The sequence below is a fragment of the Streptomyces sp. NRRL F-6492 genome (assembly GCF_001280125.1).
In the GTDB taxonomy this organism is placed as follows: domain Bacteria; phylum Actinomycetota; class Actinomycetes; order Streptomycetales; family Streptomycetaceae; genus Streptomyces.
In genome coordinates, this window is record NZ_LGEG01000001.1 from 97638 (window position 1) to 122838 (window position 25201).

Below are 25201 nucleotides of genomic sequence, written 5' to 3' on the forward strand. Positions count from 1 at the left end.
CCTGTGGGGCGGGGGTGGTCGGGGCGGTGGGCCGGGTCACCGGGGCAGTGCCACGAGCAGGGCCTCGTGGATCAGCTCGCAGCCGTGGCGGAGCACGTCGAGTTCCATGGTCAGGGCGGGCAGCAGCTTGAGGACGGCCTTGTCGCGGCCGGTGGACTCGACGATCAGCCCGCGCTCGAAGCAGTACGCCACCACGGCGTCCGCGGCCCGGCGGCCGCCCGCGTGGGTCAGGTCGATGCCGATCGCGTGGCCCTCGGGGCGCACCTCGACGCCGGGCAGCGGGTGGTCCCGCCAGAAGGTGCGCAGCAGTTCGGCACCGTCGCGGGCCCCGTCGAGGAAGGCCGGGCTCCGCCACAGGTCGAGGGCGGCGCAGGCGGCGACGAACGCGAGCTGGTTGCCGCGGAAGGTGCCCGGGTGGTCGCCGGCCTGCCACGAGTCGAAGCCCTCGCGGATGAGCAGCAGCGACATCGGCAGGCCCATGCCGCCGATGGACTTCGAGACGGTGATGAGGTCGGGGACGATCCCGGCCTGCTCGAAGGAGAAGAAGCCGCCGGTCCGGCCGCAGCCGGCCTGGATCTCGTCGACGATCAGGACGATGTCGTACCGGTCGCAGATGTCGCGCAGGTGCCGCAGGTCGGCGTCGGGGATCCGGTAGACGCCGCCCTCCATCTGGACGACCTCCAGGATCACCGCCGCGGGCAGGTCGACGCCGGACAGGTCGTCGGAGAGGTACTGCTCCAGGAGGTCCATGGTCGGGAACGGGCCGCGCGGGCCGACCGGGAAGGGCAGGTGGGTGACGTCGCCCAGGTGCGTACCGGCCACCTTGCGCAGCGACAGGTCGGCGGTCGCGGCGAGGCTGCCGCGGCTGACGCCGTGGTAGGCGCCGGAGAAGGCGATGACCTGGGTCCGGCCGGTGTGCTTGCGGGCCAGCTTCAGCGCGGCCTCGACGGCGTCGGTGCCGGTGCTGCCGCAGAACTGGACCCGGTGGCGCAGGCCGCGCGGCTCCAGGATCTCCCGGCCGAAGCGGTCCAGGAACTCCCGCTTGGCCGCCGTGTGGAAGTCGAGCGCGTGCAGCAGGCCGTCGCCCTCCAGGTGCTCGATGACCCGGCGCTTGATGTGCTCGTGGTTGTGGCCGTAGTTGAGGGCGCCGGCGCCGGAGAAGAAGTCGACGTACTCCGTGCCGTCCTCGGTGATCAGGGTGGTGCCGCGGCCCGAGGTGAGCAGGACGGGGAACGCCCGGCAGTACGAGCGGACGGCGGACTCCCGGGCCTGGAACACCTGGGTGGAGGAGGAGGAGGAGGCGGTGGTGGTGGTGGGATCTGCCAGGACCGTCATCGGAGGTCTCCAATCGGGGGGTGGGCGAGCGGGAGCACCTGGCCGACGGTGGCGGCAGGTGTACGGGCGACGGCGGCGAGCAGCGCGAGGTAGTCGTCGAGCAGCCGCCGTGCGTCGGCGTCGGCGACGCGGTCGCCGTAGTACGAGAGGGCGATGCGGGGTTCGGCGTCGTCGGTGACGTCCAGGCGGAGCGCGTACTCGGTCTGGTTGCGGGTGCCGTCGCTCTCGGCGCCCCGCCGCACGCTCGCGGACTGCTGGGCGCGCAGCGCCGAGGACACCGGGTAGTTGGCGACGACGACGACCGAGTCGAACAGCGGCCCTTCGCCCGCGCCCATCCGCTGGAGCGCGCCGGTGGGGACCGAGGTGTGCTCGGCGCCCTCGACCCGGGCGAGCTGGAAGCGGTCGAACAGGGCGGTCAGGGGCTCGTCCCGGTCCACTCCGACCCGGACCGGCAGGGCGGCGATGAACAGGCCGACCGCGCGCTCCAGGCCTTCGACGGCGCGGTCGCGGCCCGCCGAGACCACGCCGACCGTGACGTCGGCGCGCTCCAGGCGCGAGGCGGCGAGCAGGGCCCAGCCCGCGCAGGCCAGGGTCGAGAAGGTGTGCCCGTGCTCGGTGGCCCGCTCGCGCAGCGCGTCGGCGACGGCCGGGTCGAGCCGGTCCGAGACCCGGGCGAAGCGGGACGGGCCGAGCCGGCCCGGCTCCGCGGCCAGCCGCGAGGGGAGCGCTCCGGCGAGCCGGCCGCGCCAGAAGGCCTCGTCCGCCTCGGGGTCGCCGTCCTCGGCGTCGAGCGCGGGGACCGGCGGAAGGCCGGCCGGCCTGCCCTCCAGGGCGGCGAGGTAGAGCGCGAGGAGCTCGTCGAGGAGCACCAGGTTCGACCAGCCGTCGGCCAGCAGGTAGCTCTGGATCTGGCCCAGCCACCAGCCGGACGGGCCGCGCACCAGCCACACCCGCCACAGCGGCGGCTCGGACACGTCGAAGGGCGTGGTGCGCTCGGCCTCCAGGAGGGCGATCAGCTCGTCGTCGACCGCGTCCGCGGTGCGGTCGCTCCAGTCGAGGACCTCGATCGCCGGGGCGAGCCGGTCGGCGACGACCGGGATCCAGGCGCCGTCGCCGTCGCGCCGGAAGCCGGTGCGCAGGGCGGGGTGGCGGTCGGTGAGCGCCTGCCAGGCGCCCCGGAAGCCGTCGGGGTCGACCGGGAAGGGCAGCTCCGTCGTGGACTGCATCTGGTAGAGGCCCGGCACCCAGGCGCTCTCCAGCACGTCGAGCATGTGCCGCTGACCGGCCGTCACCACCCGCCCGGCGGGGCGGGCCCGGACCACCGCGGGGGCGGCCGGGGCGGCGGCGGCCTCGTCGACCGCCTTCGCGAGGGCCTCGACCGTCTGGTGGGCGAACACCATGCGCGGCGTCATCTCGATGCCGGCCCGGCGGGCGGCGCTCACCATGCGGATGACCGCGATGGAGTTGCCGCCCAGGGTGAAGAAGCCGATGTCGACCGGGACGTCGTCGCGGCCCAGGGCCTCGCGCCACAGGGTCACCAGGGCCCGCTCGGTGCCGGTGGCCGCGGCCCGGCCCGTGAGGGCGGTGACCGTGGGCGCCGGCAGCTCGCGGCGGTTGACCTTGCCGTTGTGGGTCAGCGGGAAGGAGTCCATGCGGACGAAGGAGGCGGGCACCATGTGCTGGGGCAGTCGCGCCGACAGCCGCCGCTTGAGCTCGGCGTCGTCGGGGACCTCCCCGCCCGGGGGCGCCACCAGATAGGCCACGAGGGTCTTCGCGCCGTCGCGCGGGCCGTGCGCCGCGACCAGGCAGGAGCCGCCGCCGAGCTCCTCCCGCAGGGCGGCCTCGATCTCGCCGGTCTCGACCCGGTAGCCGTTGATCTTGATCTGGAAGTCGATGCGGCCGAGCAGTTCGAGGTTGCCGTCCGGCATCCAGCGGGCGCGGTCGCCGGTGCGGTACATCCGGGCCCCGGGCACCGCGCCGAACGGGTCGGGCAGGAAGCGCTCGCCGGTGAGCCGGGCCCGGTTGTGGTAGCCCCAGCCGACGCCGACGCCGCCGAGGTACAGCTCGCCGGGCACGCCGACGGGCAGCGGGGACAGCGACGCGTCCAGGACGTACGAGGTCTGGTTGGCCATCGGGACGCCGTACGGGATGCTGCGCTGCTCCGGCAGGACCTCGCCGATCAGGTGGATCGTCGAGTCCATGGAGACCTCGGTGGCGCCGCCCATGCTCACCAGCTGCGCCGAGGGGGCCAGCTGCGCGGCGGCCCGCTGCGGGAGCGCCAGCGGGATCCAGTCGCCGCCGAGCAGCACCAGCCGGATCGGCAGCCGCTCCCCGCCCCGGATCTCGCACTCCTCGGTCAGCAGCCCGAACAGCGCCGGAACCGAGTGCCACACGGTGACGGACTCGCGCTCGATCGTCTCGATCCAGCGGTGCGGGGAGCGCTCGTCCTCGGGCGTCGGGAACACCACGGTCGCGCCGGCCATGAGGGTGCCGAACACGTCGTACGCGCTCATGTCGAAGGCCAGGGCCGAGACGCCGAAGACCTTGTCACCGGGGCCGACCAGGAAGCGCCGGTTGAAGTCGGTGAAGTTGTTGACGCGGCCCCGGTGGTCGAGCAGCACGCCCTTGGGCAGGCCGGTCGAGCCGGACGTGTAGATCAGGTACAGCAGGTCGTCCGGGCGGACGTCGCGGCCGGGGCGGGTCGTGGGGAAGGACCCGGCGGCGGCGGGGTCGACGGCCGTGACGCCGTCGCCGACGAGCAGGTCGTCACGGGTGACGACCAGGCGGGCGCCGGAGTCCGCCAGCATCCACTGGAGGCGCTCGACCGGGTAGGCCGGGTCGAGCGGGACGTAGCCCGCGCCCGTCTTGGCGACGGCGAGCTGGGCGACGACCAGGTCGATGCCGCGCTCCAGGCAGACGCCGACGCGCTCGTGGCGGCCGCTGCCCCGTTCGAGGAGCAGGTGGGCGAGCCGGTTGGCGCGCGCGTCGAGCTCGGCGTAGCTGACCGCCTCGTCGCCGCAGGTCACGGCGGCGGCGTCCGGCTCCAGGTCCGCCCACTCCTCGAACAGGCCGTGCGCGGTGGCGTGCGCGGGGTACTCCTCGTCCGTGCGGTTCCACTCGTCGACGACCAGCTCCCACTCGGCCGGGGTGAGCAGGTCCGCGTTGTCGGCGTGGACGTCCGGGGTCTCGATCAGGCCGGTGAGCAGCCGTCGGTAGTGGCCGAGGAGGCGTTCGGCGGCGGCGGCGTCGAGCACCGACTCGTCGAACTCCAGCGACACCATGACCTCGTCGTCCGTCACCGCGCAGGACAGGTCCAGGGGGAACTTGGCCGTGCCGGAGTGGAGGTGGGTGGGGGTCAGGGACAGGTCGCGCAGCCGCATCTCGTGGCCGGGACCGTTGTTGAAGACGAACATGGCCTCGAACAGCGGGCTCTCCGCCAGCGTGCGCCGCGGCGCGACCCGGTCGACCAGGACGTCGAAGGGGATCTGGTGCTCGCGCGCCCACAGCGACTCGCGGGAGATCCCGGCGAGGACGTCGCCCAGGGTGCCGCCCCCGGCCGACAGGTCGGCCACCACGGGGACGGTGTTCGCGAAGTAGCCGACCAGGCGCTCGGTCTGCCGGTCGCGGTTGGCCATGACCGTGCCGATGGCGAACCGGGAGGTGCCCGTGTACCGGTTCAGGAGCACCGCGAACGCGGTGAGCATCACGTTGAAGACGGTCGTGCGGTGCGCCTCGGCGGTGCGCCGCAGCTCCTGGGCGAACGCCGCGTCCCACTGGTGGCGGACGCGCCGGCCGGCCCGGGCCGTGCCCCGGTCCCCGTTCGGGGAGAGGCCGAGCGGCTGGGCCCAGGCCAGCTGCTCGCGCCACTGCGCGACCAGCCAGCCGTAGTCCTCGGGCTCCCGGGCCCGCTCGTGGGCGGCCGCGTCGGCGTAGTCGATGGCGAGCTCGGGCAGCCGGGGCGACCGCCCCTCGCGGGCCGCGTCGTACAGCTCGGCGAGGTCCTCCAGGAGGACGCCCACCGACCAGGCGTCGGTCGCGATGTGGTGCACGACCAGGGCGAGCAGGTGGTCGTCGGCGGCGATCCGGAACAGCCGCCCGTGCAGGACGGGACCGGACGCCAGGTCGATCGTCCGGGCCGCCTCGCGCTGCGCGGCGGCCACGGCGGCCTCCTCGCCGGCGGCGTCCTCGACCGGCAGCTCCACCGGCCCGGCCGGCAGGACCACCTGCTCCAGGACGCCGTCCGGCCGCTGCCGGTAGACGGTGCGCAGGACGGAGTGGCGGGCGACGAGCCCGTCGAGCGCGGCCCGCAGCGCGGTGACGTCGAGCGCGCCGCGCAGCCGCACCCCGTAGGGCACGTTGTAGAGCGGCCGGCCGTCCGCGAGGGACTCGGCGACCCAGAGCTGCTCCTGGCCCCGGGAGAGCGGGCAGGGCCCGGCGGGGTCGCGGCGGCGGACGGTGCGCGACGCGGCCCGCTGCCTGCCGCGGGCGAGCAGCAGGGAGGCCATCAGCTCCCGCTTGGCCGCGGACAGCCCCTCGAAGGTCTCCCGCCCGATGACGGCTTCCCTGATCATGCGTCCCTCTCCTCGCCGGCCGCGAGCAGCTCGCGGGCCTGGTCGTCGGTCACGCCGTCGAGCAGCACCTCGAGTTCGAGGAGCTCGGCCTCGCTCAGCCCGGCCATCTGGAACTCCTCCAGGGCCTGTGCGACACCGCGCACGGTGGGCTGCTCGAAGACGGTGCGCAGCGGCAGTTCGATGTCCGTCCGCGCGGCCAGTTCGGCCACCAGACGGGTGGCGAGCAGCGAGTGGCCGCCCAGGGTGAAGAAGTCGTCCAGCGCGCCGACCGAGGGGGCGGCGAGCAGTTCCTCGTAGACCGAGGCCACGAGCCGCTCGGTCGGTCCCGACAGCTCCTCGAAGCGCCGGCGGACCCGCTCGACGGTCACGTCGTCCCGCTGGAGCGCGGCCCGGTCGACCTTGCCGTTGGGTGTGCGCGGCAACCGGTCGGCGAAGACGTAGCCGGTGGGGACCATGTAGCGCGGCAGGCGGGTGCCGAGCGCGGCGGCCAGGACGGCCGGGTCGCGTTCGGTGCCCACGACGCAGGCGACCAGGGTCGGCTCGCCGTCGCGGTCGCGCAGGACGACCGCCGCCTCCCGTACGGCCGGCAGCTCGCACAGGGCGGCCTCGACCTCGCCCGCCTCGATGCGGAAGCCGCGGATCTTGAGCTGGTCGTCCAGTCGGCCGAGGAACTCCAGCCGGCCGTCGGCGTGCAGCCTGACCCGGTCTCCGGTGCGGTACAGGCGGGCGCCGGGGACCGTCGCGTACGGGTCGGGGACGAACCGCCGCGCGGTGGCCGCCGGGTCGCCCAGGTAGCCGCGGCCCACCACCGGGCCGCCGATGGCCAGCTCGCCCGGCACGCCGAACGGCAGGCGCCGTCCCTGCGCGTCGAGGACGTGGGAGGTCACTCCGGCGACCGGGCCGCCCAGCGGGGCCGCGCGGTCGGTCGGCGGCGGGGTGGTCAGCACCGCGAGGTGGGTGTCGTCCGAGCACTCCGCGGGACCGTAGGCGTTGACCAGCGGGATCCCGGGGAAGCGGCGCAGCCAGTCCGCCGCCAGGTCCGGCGGCAGTGCCTCGCCGGTGGCGATCAGGAAGCGCAGGCTCGCCAGGTCCTCGTCCCCGGCGTGGCCGAGGAGCGCCCTGATCATGCCGGGCACGAGCTGGAGCACGGTGACGCCGCGCTCCCGCACGAGGGCGAGCAGCGCCCCGGCGTCCCGGACGGTGGCGTCGTCGCCGACCACGGTGGTCGCGCCGCGCGTCACCGCCACGAGCATCTGCCAGACGGAGATGTCGAAGGACTGCGAGGCGGTCTGCGCGATCACGTCGTCCGGCGAGAGGCCCAGCTCGTGGGCCATCAGCTCCAGGTGGTTGAGGAGTCCGGCCTGCTCGATCTCCACGCCCTTGGGCTCACCGGTCGTACCGGAGGTGAAGATGACGTACGAGCGGCGCGCCGGGTGCGGGTCGTGCGCGTCGAGCGGGCGGTCCGGCGAGGCGGAGTCGTCCAGGACGAGGCGGGTGCCGCGTCCCTCGCCGAGCAGGGCGGCGAGGCGCTCCGCCTGCTCGTCGTCGGTGACCGCGACGACCTCGCCCAGCCGGTCGAGCACCGAGGCGATCCGCCGGTCCGGCACGGACGGGGCGACCGGCACGTAGGTCGCGCCGACCGCGCCGCAGGCGAGGGCGGCGGCGATGTGCCGGGCGGAGCGTCCGGCGCAGACCACCACGGCCGGCTCGGGGCCGGTGGCCGCGTCGGCCAGGCGCCCGGCGAGCGCCGCCACCCGGTCGCGCAGTTCGCGGTAGGTCCAGACGGTGTCGCCGTCGACGACGGCGGGGGCGTCCGGGGTGTGCCGCGCCCAGTGCTCCAGCGCCTCGGAGGTGGTCCGCGGCGTGAGGGCCGGCGGGCCGGCGCTCAGGGCGTCCTGGGCCGCGGCCTCGGCGGCCGGGCGCAGTTCGAGGTCGGCCACGGTCCGCCGCGGCGCGGCGACGACGGAGCCGAGCAGGGCCTCGAAGTGGTCCAGGAGCCGTTCGCCGGCCTCGGCGTCGAACAGGTCGGCGTTGAGTTCCAGCGTGGCGTGCAGGCCGTCCTTCTCCTCGGCCAGGTCCAGGCTGAGGTCGAACTTGGCGGCGCCGGCCGGGACGTGCAGCCGTTCCAGCCTGAGGTCGCCGAGGTCGATCTCCGAGTGGGGCGCGTTGTGCAGGGTGAACATGACCTGGAACAGCGGGCTCGTGCTCAGGTCCCGGTTCGGCTGGAGCGCGTCCACCACCCGGTCGAAGGGGATGTCCTGGTTGGCGTAGGCGGCCAGGGTCGTGGACCGGACGCGTTCGAGCAGCTCGGTGAAGGACTCCTCGGCGGAGACCTCGTTGCGGAAGACGATCGTGTTCACGAAGAACCCGACCACGTCCTCGATCTCGACCGAGCGGGTCGACACCGGGGTGGCGACCGCGATGTCCCCGGCGCCGCCGTAGCGGTGGAGCTGGCAGTTGAACGCCGCGAGCAGGGTCATGAAGAGGGTCGCGTTGTGCTCGCGGCCCACCTGCCGGACCCCGCCGACGAGTTCGGCGCCGATCACCCGGCGGACCGTCAGGCCCCGGTTGGTCATCGCCGCGGGCCTCGGCCGCTGCGCGGGGAACTCGATCAGCGGCGCCGGCTCGGCCAGCGCCTCGCACCAGAAGTCGAGCTGCGCCCGGTGGTCGCCGCCCTCGACGCGGTCGCGCTGCCAGCTCGACCAGTCGGCGTACTGCACGTCCAGCTCGGGCAGCGGGGAGGCCGTGCCCCGGACCCGCGCCTGGTAGAGGGCCGCGAAGTCGCGGACCACGATCTGCAGGCCCCAGCCGTCGGCGACGACGTGGTGCACGGTGAGGACGAAGACGTGGTCCTCGGCGGAGAGCCTGATCAGGGTCGCCCGCTCCAGCGGGGCCTCGGCCAGGTCGAAGCGGTGCAGCGAGGCCTCCTCGACGATCCCGGGCCAGCGCTCCTCGGCGCTCTCCGCGGGCTCGCCGGCCAAGTCGACGTGGACCAGCGGCATGGTGATCCCGCCGGCCGGCTCGACGATCTGGCTCACCCGGCCGCCGTCCATGACCAGGCGGGTGCGCAGCACCTCGTGCCGGGCGACCAGCTCGTCCAGGGTCGCGGCCAGGGCGTCGGTGTCCAGCGGGCCGCGCATCCGCACGGCCGTGGTGCTGTTGTAGGCGCCGGTGTCGCCCTCCAGCTGGTCCAGGAACCAGAGGCGTTCCTGTCCGTACGAGGCGGGCAGCGGGCCCGTGCGGGGCAGCGCGACGACCGGTTCGGCGGCGCGGGCCCCGCCGGCGACGCCGTCGATGTGCGCGGCGAGCTCCCGTACGGTCTGCTTCTCGAACAGGGTCCGCAGCGCGATCTCGCAGCCGAAGACCCGGCGGATCCGGGACACGACCTGGGTCGCCATCAGGGAGTGGCCGCCGAGGTTGAAGAAGTTGTCCTCGGGACCCACCCGGGGCGCTCCGAGCACGTCCCGCCACAGGTCGGCCACCAGCTCCTCGGTCGGGGTCAGCGGTGTGCGCGGCCCGTCCTCGTGGAGGCCGGACGCCGCGGAGGGCTCGGGCAGCGCCGCCCGGTCGATCTTGCGGTTCGGGGTCAGCGGGAAGGCGTCCAGGGCGACGACGAACGCCGGGACCATGTAGTCCGGCAGCCGCTTGCGGACGAAGGCCTTCACCTCGTTGCCGACCGCCCGGGTGCCGGGCCGCGACACCACGTACGCGACCAGCGCGTTCTCGCCGCTCGCGTCCGGCCGGGCCAGGACCAGGGCGTCCTGGACGTCCGGCGCGGCGCAGATCGCGTGCTGCACCTCGTCGGTCTCGACGCGGTAGCCGCGGATCTTGACCTGGTTGTCGGCGCGGCCGAGCGGGGTGACGGAGCCGTCGGGCAGGTGGCGGCCGAGGTCGCCGGTGCGGTACATCCGGTCGCCCTCGTCGCCGCCGAACGGGTTGCGGACGAACTTGGCGGCGGTGAGCGCCTCGTCGTGGGCGTAGCCCAGCGAGAGGTGCGGGGAGCGGATGACGATCTCGCCCGGCTCGCCGACGCCGGCCTGCTGCCCGGACCCGTTGAGGACGAGGAGCTGGACGTCCTTCATGCCGCGGCCGAGCGGGTAGGTGACGCCCGGGTCGGTGTCGGCGGTGCCGTGGTCCGCGGGGACCACGTGGTAGCCGACCGCGCGCTGCGTCTCGGTGGAGCCGTACAGGTTGACGCAGGTCGCCGAGCCCGCCATGCGGGTGACGGCCCGCACGTCACGGCTGGTCAGCGTGTCACCGAGGAAGAACACCCGCTCCAGGAGCGGCAGCGTGCCCGGGGCGACCGAGAGCTGGTCGAACAGGCGCGCCATCGGGGGCGTCATGTGGCTGACCGAGACCTGCGCGGTGCGGAACCACTGCGCGAGGCGGCCCGGGGTCTCGACGTCGAGCCGGTCGGGCACGCAGATCGTGGCGCCCGTGACCAGCGGGGTGAACACCTCGCGGTGCAGCGGGTCGTGGCTGATGCCGGAGAGCAGGCTGTAGCGGTCGGTCTCGCGCAGCCCGAACGTCTCCACCATCCAGGGCACGAAGTGGGTGAGGGAGCCGTGCGCGCCCCGGATGCCCTTCGGCTTGCCGGTGGAGCCCGAGGTGAACGCGACGTACGCGCAGTCCCGGGGTCCGACCCGGACCGCCCCGGCCGGTTCGGTGCCCTTCGGCACCAGGTGCCGGGCGTCCTCCAGTCGGGACGGCAGCTCGAAGCGGCAGCGCAGGGAGTGTCCCTGGAGCGCGCTGTCCACCGCGAGCGGCACGGCGCCGGCGCCCTCCAGCTGGAGGAAGGCGTTCGGCCGGGCCACCGCGAGGCAGTCGGCGACGCGGTCGGCCGGGTAGCTCGGGTCGAGGATGGCGAAGGAGGCGCCGGCCCGCAGGACGGACAGGATCGCCCACACCAGGGAGGCGCTGCGCTCGCCGTAGATGGCGACCACGTCCCCCTTGGCGATCCCCTGCCGGGTCAGCAGGCCCGACATGGCCGCCGTCGCCCAGGCCAGGTCGCCGTAGGTGAGCTCCTGGCCCGGCTCGCTGATCGCGATCCGCCCGGGCTCGCGGGCGGCCCGCCGCTCGAACTGCTCGACGACCGACCCGTACCAGGTCGTGTCCAGCGGCGCGGCCGGATCGGGCAGTTCGCGGCGCGCCAGCGGGGTGTCGAGGCGCAGCGCGTCGATCGGGCCGCCGCTGTCGGCGACGGCCTGCTCGATGACCCTGATCCACTGGGCGAGCAGCTCCCGCACCGTCGCCGCGTCGAAGCGGTCGGCGGCGTACATCAGGTCGAGCGTCAGCCCCTCCCGCGCGGGGTCCACGTAGAAGGTGAGGTCGAACTTCGCGCCCAGGTCCGGGACGGCGAAGGTGTCGGCCGTGAGGCCGGGCAGCTCGGACCGGTGCGGCGGGATGTTGAGCAGGTTCAGGTAGACCTGGAACAGCGGGGTGGTGGACAGGTCGCGCTCGGGGGCGAGCTTGCCGACGAGCGTCTCGAACGGGACGTCCTGGTGCTCGTAGGCGTCGAGCGTGGTGGTGCGGACCCGGTCGAGCAGCTCGGCGAAGGTCGGGTCGCCCGACAGGTCGGCGCGCAGCACCAGCGAGTTGATGAAGAAGCCGATGAGGTCCTCCACCTCGCGGTGCCCGCGGCCCGCGATGGGCACGCCGATCGCGAAGTCGCGCTGGCCGGCGAGACGCCCCAGGGTGAGCTGGAGGGTCGCCGCGAGGACCATGAAGAGGGTCGCCCCGGACTCGGCGGCGAGCCGCTCCATCGCCTCGCGCAGCTCCGGCGTGACGGTCGCCCGCACCCGGTGGCCCTCGGAGACGGCGGGTGCGGAGCCGCCGCGCGAGGCCGGCAGGGTGAGCGGGGGCAGCTCGTCGAGCTGCTCGCACCAGTACGCGACGGAGGCGTCGAGCTCGCCGGAGTCGAGCCGGTGGCGCTGCCAGCGGGAGAACTGCTCGTAGGTGACCGGCAGCGGGGGCAGCGGGGTGTCCGGCGCGTGGCCGGTCTCCTCGGCGTAGAAGTGCGTCAGGTCCCGCTTGAGGATCTCCATCGACCAGCCGTCGCCGACGATGTGGTGGAGCGTCAGCACCAGCACGGCGTCGTCGTGGCCGAGGTCGAGGAGCCGGACCCGCAGCAGCGGGCCCGTGGCCAGGTCCATCGGCTGCGCCGCCTCGCGCTCCACGAGGGCGAGGGCCTCGGCGGCGCGCTCCTCGGCGGTCGCGCCGGTCAGGGCGGTGCGCTCCAGGGTGACGTCGGCGCCGTCCAGGACGGTCTGCGTCAGGGCCCCCTCGTGGTGGGAGACCACCGTGCGCAGCGTGGTGTGCCGGTCCACCAGGCGGGTGACGGCCCGCCGGAGGGCGGCCTCGTCGAGTGCGCCGGTGAGCCGGATCGCGCCGGCCAGGTGGTAGCGGCCGGTGTGGGCCCGGCCGCCGGCGCCGTTCTCGACGCCGTTCTCGATCTCCTCCAGGAGCCACAGGCGCTCCTGCATCACCGACAGCGGAGCGTCGCTCCCCGTGGTGGCGTGGGTGGCGATCCCGGCGGAGGCGTCCCGGGCGGAGGCCGCATCGCACAGGGCGGCGTAGTCCCGGAGCACGGGTGCCTCGAACAGGGCCCGCAGCGGGACCTCCCGGCCGAGCTCCTCCCCGACCTGGGAGGTGATCACGGTCGCGAGCAGGGAGTGGCCGCCGACGGTGAAGAAGTCGTCGCCGGCGCCGACCGCGTCGACGTCGAGGACCCGCGCCCAGATCCGGGCGACGGTCCGCTCGGTGCCGGTCTCCGGTTCGGCGAAGTCGGCCTGCGCGAAGTCGGCGCGGCGCGGACGCTCGAAGCGGCTCGGGTCGACCTTGCCGCCGGGCAGCCGGGGCAGTTCCCCGCGGATCACGAACGCGGCCGGGACCATGTGCGGCGGCAGCTGGGCCGCGCACAGCTTCGCCAGGACCTGCGGGGTCAGCCCCGCCCCGGCGGACTCGACGTGGGCGACGAGCACCCCGTCGACGCCCCGCACCACGGCCCGCGTCACGCCGGCCCGGGCGAGCAGCACCGACTCGATCTCGGCCGGCTCGATCCGGTAGCCGCGCAGCTTGATCTGGCCGTCGCGACGGCCGAGGTAGTCCAGGGTGCCGTCGGCGCGCAGCCGGACGAGGTCGCCCGTGCGGTACATCCGGGCGCCGGGGACGCCGGAGAACGGGTCGGGCAGGAAGTGTCCGGCGGTGAGGCCGGGACGGGCGTGGTAGCCGAGGGCCAGGCCCGCGCCGCCGGCGTACAGCTCGCCGACCGCGCCCGCGGCCACCGGCCGCAGCTCCGCGTCCAGGACGTACGCCGTCCCGCCCGGCAGCACCGCGCCCAGCGAGGCGGGCCGGCCCGGCTCGCACACGGCGGCCGTGATGGCGACGGTGCACTCGGTGGGGCCGTACGCGTTGACGAAGCGCCGGCCCGGCTGCCACTGCTCGACCAGTTCGGGGCGGCAGGCCTCGCCGCCCGAGACCAGGGTCGCGAGCTCCGGCAGTTCACGGGCGGGCAGGGAGGCGATCGCCGACGGCGGCAGCAGGCAGACGGTGATCCCGCGCTCGGCGAGGACGTCGGCCAGGACCTCGCCGACCAGGGCGTGCTCGCGGCCGACGACGCACAGGGTGCCGCCCGCGGCGAGCGTGGAGAAGATCTCCCAGACGGAGGCGTCGAAGCTGGGGCTCGCGAACTGGAGCATGCGCGAGCCGGCGTCGATCCCGAAGACCCGTGCCTGGTTCGCCGTGAGGTTGGCGAGCGCGCGGTGGGAGACGAGGACGCCCTTGGGGCGGCCGGTGGATCCCGAGGTGTAGAGGAGGTACGCGGTCGAGTCCGGACGGACCCGCGGCAGCTCCACGGCCTCGGTCTCCGGCGCGGGGGCCCCGTCCAGGGCCTCCCGCACGAGGTCGCGGGTCACCGGGCCGCGCGCCCCGGAGTCGGCCAGCATGAACTCCTTGCGCTCGGCCGGGTAGGCGGGGTCGACCGGCAGGTACGCCCCTCCGGCGCGCTGCGCCGCCAGGACGGCGACGACCGCCTCGACGGACGGTTCGACCGACACGGCGACGACGTCCCCGGGGCGCACGGCGAACCGCCGCGCGATCACCCGGGCGACCCGGTCCACGCGGGCGCGCAGCTCGCCGTAGGTGAGCGCGGTCCCGGCGTCCTCCAGCGCGATCGCGTCGGGGCTGCCGTCGGCGACCCGCTCGAACTGCGCCCAGAAGGTGTCGGGCCGCCCCTCGGCGTCCGGTCCGGCCGGCCAGCGGTCGAGGACCGTCGCCGCCGCGGGGGTCTCGACGCGCGCGTCCGGCCGCCGCGCCATCGCGCGGGCCGTCTCGGCGAACAGCCGGGCCACGAGCTGCGCGGTCCCGGGCCGGAACAGGTCCGAGTTGAACTCCAGCCAGCCCGTCAGCGGGCCGCCGTCGTCGGTGATCTCGAAGGTGAGGTCGGTCTTGGCGGTGCCGGTGTACAGCGGCGCCGTCTCGACCCGCAGGCCGGGCAGGGCCGGCGTGGGCAGGGCTCCGCTGCGGACGTCGAGGATCGCCTGGAAGAGCGGGCTGCGGCTCGGGTCGCGGTCCTGGCCGCTCGCCTCCACGATCGCGGAGAACGGCACCCACTTGTGCGGCATCGCCTCCAGCGTGGTGGCGCGGGCGCGGTCGACGAGGTCGCGGCCGGTGGCGCCGTCCGGGGTCTCGAAGCAGAGCGGGACGGTGTTCACGAAGAAGCCGACGACGTCGTCGTACGCGCCGTCGCCCGGGCGGTTGGCGTCGGGCACGCCCACGACCACCCGCTCCTGGCCGGTCAGCCGGGAGAGTGCCGAGGACACGCACGCGGCCAGCGTCATGAAGACGGTCGCCCCCTGCTCCCGGGCGAGGGAGCGCAGCAGGTCCGAGTCGGCCTGGTCCAGGGTCAGCGGCACGCGCGCGCCGTCGAAGGTCTGCACGGCCGGGCGGGGCCGGTCGAGGGGCAGGTCGAGGGCGAGCGGGGCGCCGGCGAGGTGTCCGGTCCAGAAGTCCAGGCCGCTCCGGCCCTCCGCCGACTCCAGGCGGGCGCTCTCGTCGGCCGCCCAGTGGGCGTAGTCGTGGACGACCGCGGGCGGTTCGGCGTCGCCGGAGCCCGAGCCGTGCGCGTACAGGCCGGCCAGTTCGCCGGCGATGACCTCCAGGGAGCGTCCGTCGAAGACGATGTGGTGGAAGGCCAGGAGCAGGGCGTGCTCGTCGGGGCCGAACTCCACCAGGGCGGCGCGCATCAGCGGCGGCGCGTCCAGGGCGAAGGGCTTGCGGGCGTGCCCGTCGACGAGCGCGGCCAGTTCCGCCTCGCGCCGGGCGGGCGCGACCGAGGTCCGGTCGAGCACCTCGAAGGGGCAGGCGAGACCGGTGTGCGTGACGGGGACGGGCCGGCCGCCCTCGTCCTCGAAGCCGGTGCGCAGCGCGGGGTGCCGTTCGACGATCGCGTCGAGCGCGCCGCGCAGGACGTCCCGGTCGAGCCCTCCGTACAGGCGCAGCACGCCCGGCACGACGTAGGCGCAGGAGCCGGGGGCGAACTTCTCCAGGAACCACAGCCGGCGCTGTCCCAGCGACAGGACGGGCTCGACGGAGGCGGAGGTGGGGGCGGGGGCGGGGGCGGTGGAGTCGGCTGCGGTGGAGTCGAGTTCGGCGATCCGCGCCGCCTGGGCGCGTACGGTGACCGACTCGAAGAACATGCGCAGCGGCGGCTGCACGCCGAACTCGCGGCGCACCCGGGTGCTGAGCTCCGCCGCGCGCAGCGAGTGCCCGCCGAGCGCGAAGAAGTCGTCGTCGGGACCGACCCCGGAGACCTCCAGGACCTCGCGCCAGACGGCCGCGAGCCTGCTCTCCAGCGGCGTCATGTCCGCCGCCCCGGCCGAGCGGGACACCTCCAGGGCGAGGTCGCGCAGCGCGTGCGCGTCCACCTTGCCGTTCGAGGTGAGCGGGATCCGGTCCAGGACGAGGAGCCGGGTGGGGACCATGTAGCTCGGCAGTTCGCGGTTCAGCCAGTCGCGCAGCCCGTCGGCGTCGACGCCCGCGCCGGTGACGGCGGCGATCAGCTCCGTCTCGCCCGTGCCCCGGGAGGCGACCACGGCCGCCTCGGCGACCTCGGGGTGGCGCCGCAGCGCCACGTCGACCTCGCCGAGCTCGATGCGGTAGCCGCGCACCTTGACCTGCTGGTCGGCGCGGCCGACGTAGCGCAGCTCGCCGTCGGTGGAGCGGCGCACCAGGTCGCCGGTGGCGTACAGGCGCCGGCCCGGCTCGGTCGCGAACGGGTCCGGGACGAACCGCTCGGCGGTCTTGCGCGGCGCCGACGCGTAGCCGCGTCCGACGCCCGCGCCGCCGATGTACGCCTCGCCCACGACGCCGTCGGCGACGGGCCGCAGCCCGGCGTCGAGGACGTGGACCACCGCGTCGGTCATGTCGGCGCCGATGGACACGTCCCGGGCGCGGGAGACCAGGCCCGACTCCGGGCCGAGGTGGGCGACGGTGGAGCACACGGTGGTCTCGGTGGTGCCCCAGCGGTTGTGGAGGCCGACGTGGCCGCGGTCGGCCGCGAACCACTGCGCGAGCTTGTCGGGGTGCGCGGCCTCGCCGCCGATGAGGATCGAGCGCAGCGTGGGCGGCACCCGCACGCCGGTCTCCAGGGCGGTGACCAGGACGTGGAAGAAGGCCGTGGGGATGTCGAGCAGGGTGAGCCGCTGCTCCTCGCACCAGGCCCAGAAGCGCTCCGGCGAGCCCAGCACCGACTCGTCGCGCAGCACCAGCGCGGCGCCCCGGGTCCAGGCGGAGAAGATCTCCTCCAGGCAGGGGTCGAAGGTGAGCGGCGCGAACTGCAGCACCCGGTCGCCCTCCTCGACGTCGAAGGCGTCGAGGAAGGACAGCAGGTAGCTGACCAGCGAACGGTGCTCGATCTGCACGCCCTTGGGGCGGCCGGTCGAGCCCGAGGTGAAGATGACGTACGCCAGGTTGTCGCCGGTGACGGCGAGCGCGGGGCGGTCCTCGGGGAGGTCCGCGCCGGGCTCCTCGTCGACGCGGGTCGCGTCGCCCAGGGAGTCGGCGAGGCCGGCGGTCGCGGCGTGGCACAGGATCCGCGCGCAGCGGGCGTCGCCGACCATGCCGGCGAGGCGGGACCGCGGCAGCGTCGGGTCCAGGGGGACGAACGCGGCCCCGGACTTCATGACCGCGAGCATCGCGACGATCAGCTCGGGGGAGCGCTCCAGGCACAGGCCGACGGTGTCCTCGACCCCGAGGCCGTCCTGCCGCAGCCGGTGCGCCAGGCGGTTCGCGGCGCGGTCCACCTGGGCGTACGTCAGCTCCACCGGGCCCGCCGTGAGGGCGACCGCGTCGGGGGTGCGGTCGGCCGTCGCCTCGAACAGCTCGTGTACGGAGGTGACGCCGGGCAGGGTGCGGGCCGGGACGCCGGCGCGGTCGAGGGACTCGGTGGCGCCGGTCAGGCGCAGCGCCGAGACGGGGGACCCGCCGTGCGCGGCGATCTGTTCGAGCAGCTCCAGGAACTGCTGCCCGAGCTGCCCGGCCAGGGCCTCGTCGAAGCGGTCCGCGCGGACCAGCATGTGGGCGAGGAGGCCGCCGTCGGCCGGTACGGCGTGCAGGGTGATGTCGAACTGGGTGGCCAGCTCGCCGGCCGGGAACGGCTCCAGCCTCAGGTCGCCGAGGACCGCGCTGTCGCGGCCGGCGCCGAAGAGCACCGAGGTGATGTCGTCGGCGATCGTGTTGTGGGGGCGCTCGAAGACGACCGCCGTGTTGATCGCGGCCGAGGTGTTGCCCCGGGCGCGCAGCAGCTCGACGAGCCGGCTGACGGGGAAGTGCTGGTGGCCGAGGGACTGCCGCAGCTGCTGTCCGGTGCTGCGGATCAGCTCGGTGACGCTGGCGTGGGCGCCGGGCTCGGCGCGCACCGGGATGGTGTTGGCGAAGTAGCCGAGCGTGTTGCGGAAGCGCGCCTGGGGGCGGCCGGCCGTGGTGGCGCCGACGACGAAGTCCCGGGCGCCGCTGTGCGCGGCGACGAGGATCTCGAAGGCCGCCATCAGGACCGAGAACACCGTCGTGCCGCCGTCCCCGGCGACCCGCTCCAGTTCGGCGAGCAGCTCGGGGTCCACCGTCACCCGGTGGCTCGCGATGCCCTTGTCCGGCTCCGGGCGCTCCCGCACCGGCAGGGTCGGGGCCTGGACGTCACCGGCGAGCAGGTCGAGCCAGTAGTCCTCGTCGGCCCGCCACTGCGGGGAGCGCTCGTAGTCCTGCTGCCAGCGCACGAACTCCTCGTAGCCGACGGCCGCCGGGAGGTCGGGGACGCGGTCGCGCAGCAGGTCGCCGTAGGCGGTGGTCAGCTCGTCGAGGAGGGTCACCACCGACCAGAAGTCCGTGACGGCGTGGTGCTGCGCGAGGACCAGGACCGGGGTGCCGCACCCGGTGAACAGCTTCGCGCGGGCGACGTCGCCGTGCTCGACGTCGAAGGGGTCGAGGGCGCACGCGTCGACCCGGGCCCGGAGCTCCCGCTCCGTCGCGCCCGTCAGGTCGACGACGTCCAGCTCGAACGGGGTGCCGGGGTCGATGAGCTGCGCGCGCCGGGTGCCGTCGACGGGGAAGCGGGCGGTCAGGATCGGGTGGCGGGCGCCGATGTGGCGCACGGCCGCGGACAGCGCCGCGACGTCGACCGGCTCCGCGAGCCGGACGGCCACCGAGACGTTCTGCCGGCAGTCGGGGCCTTCGAGCTCGCGCATGAACAGCAGCGACCGCTGGCCGGCCGACAGCGGTACGGAGCCGCCGCGCCGGCCGGTCTCCTGCCGCGCGGGGGCCTCGGGGGCGGTGCGCGCCTGCTCCTCGATCGCCGTGGCCACCGCGCGCAGGGTCGTCGGCTGGAGCAGCAGGCCCGGGTCGGTGACCGCGCCGAGCCGCTCCTCGATGCGGAAGGCGAGGTCGACCGCGGCCAGCGAGTCGAGGCCGAGTTCGGCGACCGTGGTGGCGGGCGCGTCGTCCTCGCCCCGGCCGAACAGGCTCAGGGCGCGCTCGATCGCGTCGACGCGCCGCTCGGGGGAGAGTTCCAGCAGCTCGGCGCGCGACGGGAGGTCGAGTCGCCGCTGCTCGCCGCGGGCCGGGGCGGTCGTGGAGCGGCGGTACAGCTCGCCCTCGACCTGTCCGGCGGTGTACGCCGTGCGGCCGGCCAGGCGCTGGATCTTGCCGCTGGAGGTCTTGGCGAGGCTGCGGGCGCCGAGCAGGACCACGTCGAGCAGGGCGATGCCGTGCTCGTGCTGGACGGCGGCGGCGATCGCGTCGGCGATCCGGGGGAGTTCCTCCTCGGGGGTGCCGGCCGCGACCTCGTGCAGGACCACGCACTCCTCGCCGTCCCCGGTCTCCACCGAGAACGCCGCGCCGCAGCCCGGACGGGCCCACGGGGAGGCCGCCACGGCGGTCTCCTCCAGGTCGTGCGCGTAGAGGTTGCGGCCGCGGACGACCATCATCTCCTTGAGGCGGCCGGTGACGTGGATCTGCCCGTCGAGGACGAAGCCGAGGTCGCCGGTGCGCAGGTAGGGCAGCGGGTCGTCCGCCAGGCGGGCGCCGAAGGCCGCCTCGGTCGCGGCCTCGTCCTCCCAGTAGCCGGAGGCGACGGAGGTGCCGCGCACCCACAGCTCGCCCACGCCGCCGGGGGCGACGCGCTCGCCGGACTCCGGGTCGACGACGGCGAGTTCGTGGCCCTCGGCCACGACGCCGGAGGACACCAGGGGGTCGCCGTCCGAAAGCGCCTCGACGCGGCCCCGCTCCAGGGCCGCGCGGTCGATGCGGGTGGTGTGGGCGCCGTTGCCGCGGCCGCTGCCCGCCACGAACAGGGTGGCCTCGGCGAGTCCGTAGCAGGGCAGCAGCGCGGACCGGTCGAAGCCGCTGACGGCGAACGCGTCGGCGAAGCGCTCCAGGGTGCGGTGGCGCACCGGTTCGGCGCCGCAGAAGGCGACCCGCCAGGAGGACAGGTCGAGGTTCTCCCGCTCGGCGGGGGTGCTCTTGTTGACGCAGAGGTCGAAGGCGAAGTTCGGCCCGCCGCTGACGGTCGCCCCGCGCGAGGAGATGGCCTCCAGCCAGCGCATGGGCCGCCGCATGAACTCCAGCGGGGACATCAGGACGTTGGACAGCCCGGAGAGCATCGGCTGGAGGACGCCGCCCAGCAGGCCCATGTCGTGGTAGAAGGGCAGCCACGAGGCGACGACGTCGCCCTCGGCGAGGCCGAAGCCGCCGGCGATCGCGGCGCCGTTGGACAGCAGGTTCCCGTGCGTCACCACGACGCCGCGCGGGGTGCCGGTGGAGCCGGACGTGTACTGGAGCAGGGCGACCGAGTCGGGGGTGAGGGACGGCCGCCGCCAGTCGTCGGCGCCCTCCAGCATCGCTTCTTCGGTGATCACCCAGGGCAGTCGGGCCACCTCGGGCGCCTGCTGCTCGAACAGTTCGCGGGTGAAGGCCTGGATGAGGCCGTCCGAGAGGACGATCTCGGGGCGCGAGCTCCGCACCACCGCGCGCAGCCGGGGCAGGGTGCGGGCGACCCGCATGGGGTCCGGCGGATACACGGGGACCGCGACCATGCCGGCGTAGAGCGTGGCCACGAAGCCCACCACGAAGTGTTCGCCCGGCGGATAGAGGAGCATGACCCGCGCGCCCGGCTTCGCCCGTTCCCGCAGGGAGACGGCTATCGCCCGCGCACGCCTGTCGATCTCGATCATGTCGAGTTCGGTGTCGACGCCGCCGGCGTCGGCGAGGAATGCGTAGCGTGCGGCGGCACCGCGCTCGGAGACATTGCGGCGGATGACGTCAACGACAGAATTGTTTGTGTACATGGACCGTTCTCGCATCGGCGTGGGAATTCTGGAGTCCGGGCGGGCGGGGCGGGTTCGCGGGCGCACCGCGGTGGCGGGACCGGCGGCGATGGGGGGCGCCGCCGGTCCGCCCGGGGAAACGCGGTCAGTAACCGGCGATGGGCCGGCGGTGGCAGAGGGAACGGACCCGCTCCCGGACGCGCTCCCGGACGGCGGGGTCGAGCGCGTACGTGTTCTTGGAGGTGTTCTCGGTGGCGGTCAGCACCTCGCAGACGAGGTCCGCGACCTCCACGAGGTCGGCGGTGTCGAACCCGCGGGCCGCCATGCTGTTGCTGCCGAACCGCACGCCCGAGGTCACGAACGCGGAGTGGACGTCCCCGACGATCCGGTTCTTGTTGACGAGGATGCCGCTCTGTTCGAGCGCCTTCTCGGCGTTGACGCCGGTGATCCCGAACGAGGTCAGGACGTCGGCCACGACGATGTGGTTGTCGGTGCCGCCGGAGATTACCCGGACGCCCCGGCCCGTGAGCTGCTCGGCGAGCGCGGCCGCGAGGGAGCGCACCCGGTGGATCGTCTCGGTGAAGGCCGGCGTGGTCGCCGCCCCCAGGGCGTAGGCCTTGGCGGCGATGCTGTTCACCACCGGCGCGCCCTGGACCAGCGGGAAGAGCCCGCTCTGGAGGGTCTGCTGGAGCGTCCGGCCGTCGGGGAGCACGGAGTCGGCCGAGTCGCCGAGCAGGATCAGACCGCCGCGCGGGCCGTAGAGCTGCTTGTGCGTGCAGGTGGTCACGACGTGGGCGTGGGCCAGCGGCGACGGGTGCAGCCCGGCCACCACCAGGCCGGCGATGTGGGTGATGTCGGCGAGCAGGTACGCGCCCACCTCGTCGGCGATGGCGCGGAACGCGGCCCAGTCGAGCGTACGGGGGTAGGCGGTGGTCCCCGCGACGATCAGGCGCGGACGGTGCCGCAGGGCCTGCGCCCGGACCTCCTCGTAGTCGATGAGCCCGTCGGCCCCCAGGCCGTAGCTGTGCGCGTCGAAGATCCGGGCCGAGATGTTGACGGAGGCGCCGTGGCTGAGGTGGCCGCCGGCGTCCAGGTCGAGGCCCAGGATCGGGTCGCCGGGCCTCAGCAGCGCGTTCATGACCACCTGGTTGGCGGTGCTCGCCGAGTGGGGCTGGACGTTGGCGTAGCGGGCGCCGAAGGCCTGCTTGGCCCGCTCGATCGCGAGCCGCTCGACCTTGTCGACGTTCACGCAGCCGGCGTGGAACCGCTTGCCCGGGTAGCCCTCGGCCGTGACGTTGGCGAAGAAGCTTCCCTCGGCGAGCAGTGCCGCGGGGGTCACCGGGCTGCACGAGGCGACCAGGGCGAGGGTCTCGTGCTGCCGGCGGAGCTCGTCGTCGAGGAGCCCGTAGAGGGCCGGGTCCCCGAGCTCCATGGCGTGCAGGGCGTTCTCGTAGAAGGACGACAGCGGGGCGGTCGGACCGGTGAGCGTGGGCAGGCCGACGGCGTGGGTCATGGGGGCGGTTCCAAACTGTGAGGGGCGACGGGCGGAGACCTGCGGCGAAGGGCGGCGGGCGGAGGCCTTCGGGCGGGGGGCGGCGGTCGCGGGAGGACGGCGGTCGCGGGAGGACGGGAGGGGGGCCGGTCAGAAGTTCGGCGTCGAGAGCATCGCCGCGACCTTGCGGTCCGGGTCCTCGAAGCCGCGCCGGCCGTGCATCACGCGCTTGTTGTCGATCATGACGATGTCCCCGGCCTCCCACTGGAGGTCGACCCGCACCTCCTCGGTGGCGTCGAGCGCGTCCCAGCGGCAGTGCTGCGGGATGGACGACCCGTCCTCGAAGGACACCAGCGCGCCCGAGCCCAGGTAGCTGTTGCACAGCGTGGGAACGTCCGCGTAGGGCGCGCGCGGGACCGCGGAGACGGTCCACTTCCAGTTGAGGTTCCCGGCGTTGTCGAAGTCGTACTCGAAGTCGTCGAACGTGGCGAACAGCGCCTCCAGTTCGGCGCGGTCGGCCGTGCCGAACACGCGCTCCTGGTGCTCCGGGGCGGTCGGGAACGGCAGGCGCCAGGTCAGCCGGAGCCGGTCGAACAGCTCGCGGGTCTCCGGGGCGAGCCGCTTGTACGCCTCGACGCCGTCGTAGACCGTCGTCTCGCCGTCCTCGTCGGCCGGCCGCACGCAGTAGAACCACTGGAGTCCGGGGTGCAGCGGGCAGTAGCTCATCTCGGAGTGCGCCGGAATGGGATTCCGGTGCGCGTCGACGAGGAGCACCGCGCCGTCGTCGGAAATCGTCTCGCGATTGGGGTTCTGGTGGAAGAAGAGCTTCGACGAGAACTTCTGCACGAGTGCGCGGAAATCGTCGGCGGTGGCACCGAAGCCGCGGAACATCAACGTGCCGTGCTGCTTGAAGAGTTCGGAGATCTCGGAGTGCGGAAGTTCACCGATGGGAAGATCCGCGCTTTCGATCACCAGGCCGTGGTGATCGGAAAGGGGAGAGGTTTTGAAGGGAGTTGTCGCCATGAGAATTCCTACGTTGGGAGAGGCCCTGACATTCGATCACTACCGTGACGTTAGATGCGTGCGGAACGGGTGGGCAATATCGGGATACTGGACTGATCCGGTCAATGGCGGGGGTGCGTAATTCCGTCCATGGACGGTGGTGCGCGCTGTCCCCGGAACGGGTGTCACGGCTTTCGGGGGCGTGTGTTCGCGCCGTGCCGCCGTGATCATGAGAGGCCTACCGGTGGCGGACGACGCGTGGAGGGTGATGCGGTGAAGGACGAATCCGGGCCCGACGCCGTACCCGGCCGGCCCGCGGGGCTCCGGCACGGGGCGCTCGCCGTGGACAGGGCCCCGACCCCAGGGAGGGCACGTGCTGCTTGACGCACCCCCGGCGACCCCGGTCCTCGGGACGGCCGACTGCCACGTCTGGTGGGCGGATCCGGCCACGGTCACCGACGACTGCCTCGCCCTGCTGGACGAGGCCGAACGGGCACGGATCCCCCTGCTGCGCAGGACGGAGGACCGCGACCGGTTCGTCGCCGGACGGGCCCTGCTGCGCACCGCCGCGGCCGGCTACCTCGGTCTTCCGCCGGGGCGGGTGGAGGTGGTCGCCCGCTGTCCCGACTGCTCCAGGAACCACGGCAAGCCCGAACTGCCGGGCACCGGGCTCCAGGTGTCGGTCTCGCACTCGGGCGCCCGGGTGGCGGTCGCCGTCACCCGGGCGGGCCCGGTCGGGATCGACGTGGAGGAGATCAGCGCCTCGGTGACGCCCGCGGAGCTGCTCCCCCACGTCGTCGGACCGGCGGAGTCCCGTACTCCCGCCCATGCCACCGTGAGCGGCTTCCACCGGATGTGGACCCGGAAGGAGGCCGTGCTCAAGGCGACCGGCCAGGGGCTGCGGGTGCCGCTGTCCGAGGTCGGGGTGTCGGCTCCGGAGGAGGACCCGAGGGTCCTGTTCCTGGGCGGTCCCGCGGCCCGGCCCGCGGAGGACTTCGTCCTGGAGGACCTGGACGCGGGCGCGGGCTGCGCGGCCGCGGCCGCGGTGATCGGCGGCGGACCGCTGGCCTTCACCGCCTACTCCCGGAGCCGCCCCTCGGCCGCCGCCTTCAGTTCGGGACCGCCGTGGGCCCGGAGGCCCGGGCGCTGAGCGGACGCATGTCCGTCCACGTCCCCTCGATGTGGTCGAGGCACTCCTGGGGGTCGCCGCGGAACCCGTCCGGCTCCCAGCCGGCCGGCAGTTCGCGCTCGACGGGCCAGAGCGAGTACTGCAGTTCGTGGTTGCGGACCACGAGATGGGTGCCGGTGTTCTCGGTCGTCATGTCTCCACCTGCTGTCGTTGTCGGAATTCGGTGCGCGCGGGCTGGACGCGCGGGGCGGTCAGGGCGGCGCGGACGAGCTGCGCCTTGTTGTGCGCGCCGAGCTTGGAGCGGATGCGCTTCACGTACGTGTCGACCGTGTGCTGGCTGATGCCGATCCGCCGGGCCGCCTGGTCGTGGGTGCAGCCCTCGACCAGGTGCCCGAGCACCTCCCGCTCGCGCGGGGAGAGCGTGGCGACGCCTTGCCGGGCGACGGGCCCGGCCCGGGCCGTGGCCGGATCCGGTCCGGCGGCCCGCCGGATGGCGTCCACGAGCAGCGGGGGCGCGCCGTCGAACGGATGCGTCTCGCCGATCCGGTCCGGGGCCGTGCCGTCGGCGGTCAGCAGGACCGTCCGGGCGACGGGCACCCCCGCCGTCCCGCCCGGGAGCCCGGGCAGCTCGTCGAGCAGGTCCAGGTCGAGCACCAGGCAGTCGACCGTGCCGGCCGCCACCGCGAAGGGCGTCGCCGTGGCGAACGCGACCTGGATGTCGGTCTCCGCGTCGAGCAGACAGCGGATGCCCAGCAGGGCGAGCTGGTTCCGGACGAAGATCCCGGCGCGCACCATGTCGTCCTCCCGTCTGCGCCGGGCGCGGTCCACTCCGGCTGTACGGGCCAATCTCCATGATCGG

8 protein-coding genes are annotated in these 25201 nt (G+C 74.4%); 1 reads left to right on the forward strand and 7 read right to left on the reverse strand.

Annotation, left to right across the window (positions count from 1 at the left end):
- Positions 1–36: 36 nt before the first annotated feature.
- From ADL08_RS00465 to ADL08_RS00485, 5 genes are all read right to left on the reverse strand, one after another.
- On the reverse strand, positions 37–1335 hold the full coding sequence (locus ADL08_RS00465) for a diaminobutyrate--2-oxoglutarate transaminase (RefSeq protein ID WP_053639970.1): 1299 nt from the start codon (positions 1333–1335) through the stop codon (positions 37–39).
- Positions 1332–5906 carry a non-ribosomal peptide synthetase gene (locus ADL08_RS00470; protein WP_053639971.1) on the reverse strand — a complete coding sequence of 1525 codons (4575 nt, stop codon included), beginning with the start codon at positions 5904–5906 and terminating at the stop codon, positions 1332–1334. Before ADL08_RS00470 ends, ADL08_RS00465 begins: the two co-directional genes overlap by 4 nt.
- A complete protein-coding gene (locus ADL08_RS00475; RefSeq protein ID WP_053639972.1) occupies positions 5903–20740 on the reverse strand; it encodes a non-ribosomal peptide synthetase in 14838 nt (4945 codons plus the stop codon). Before ADL08_RS00475 ends, ADL08_RS00470 begins: the two co-directional genes overlap by 4 nt.
- A gap of 124 nt (positions 20741–20864) precedes the next feature.
- Positions 20865–22232, reverse strand: a complete 1368-nt coding sequence (gene glyA, locus ADL08_RS00480; protein WP_053639973.1) for a serine hydroxymethyltransferase — start codon at positions 22230–22232, stop codon at positions 20865–20867.
- A gap of 129 nt (positions 22233–22361) precedes the next feature.
- Entirely contained in the window at positions 22362–23183 is an 822-nt protein-coding gene (locus tag ADL08_RS00485) for a TauD/TfdA family dioxygenase (RefSeq protein ID WP_053639974.1), read from the reverse strand.
- Between the two features lie 403 nt (positions 23184–23586).
- Here ADL08_RS00485 and ADL08_RS00490 point away from each other — a divergent pair, with 403 nt between their 5' ends.
- Complete coding sequence (locus ADL08_RS00490; RefSeq protein WP_053639975.1) at positions 23587–24363, forward strand: 4'-phosphopantetheinyl transferase family protein; 777 nt, start codon at positions 23587–23589, stop codon at positions 24361–24363.
- Here the strand turns inward: ADL08_RS00490 and ADL08_RS00495 are convergent.
- Both ADL08_RS00495 and ADL08_RS34930 read right to left on the reverse strand, forming a co-directional pair.
- Entirely contained in the window at positions 24323–24535 is a 213-nt protein-coding gene (locus ADL08_RS00495; RefSeq protein WP_053639976.1) for an MbtH family protein, read from the reverse strand. The genes ADL08_RS00490 and ADL08_RS00495 overlap by 41 nt on opposite strands.
- Positions 24532–25137 carry a helix-turn-helix transcriptional regulator gene (locus ADL08_RS34930; RefSeq protein ID WP_107091946.1) on the reverse strand — a complete coding sequence of 202 codons (606 nt, stop codon included), beginning with the start codon at positions 25135–25137 and terminating at the stop codon, positions 24532–24534. Before ADL08_RS34930 ends, ADL08_RS00495 begins: the two co-directional genes overlap by 4 nt.
- Positions 25138–25201 lie beyond the last annotated feature (64 nt).

What these genes read in the sequence shown, in the direction of transcription:
- ADL08_RS00465 (WP_053639970.1), bottom strand. Translation starts at nt 1,335, where the DNA reads ATGACGGTCCTGGCAGATCCCACCACCACCACCGCCTCCTCCTCCTCC.
- ADL08_RS00470 (WP_053639971.1), bottom strand. Translation starts at nt 5,906, where the DNA reads ATGATCAGGGAAGCCGTCATCGGGCGGGAGACCTTCGAGGGGCTGTCC.
- ADL08_RS00475 (WP_053639972.1), bottom strand. Translation starts at nt 20,740, where the DNA reads ATGTACACAAACAATTCTGTCGTTGACGTCATCCGCCGCAATGTCTCC.
- glyA (WP_053639973.1), bottom strand. Translation starts at nt 22,232, where the DNA reads ATGACCCACGCCGTCGGCCTGCCCACGCTCACCGGTCCGACCGCCCCG.
- ADL08_RS00495 (WP_053639976.1), bottom strand. Translation starts at nt 24,535, where the DNA reads ATGACGACCGAGAACACCGGCACCCATCTCGTGGTCCGCAACCACGAA.
- ADL08_RS34930 (WP_107091946.1), bottom strand. Translation starts at nt 25,137, where the DNA reads ATGGTGCGCGCCGGGATCTTCGTCCGGAACCAGCTCGCCCTGCTGGGC.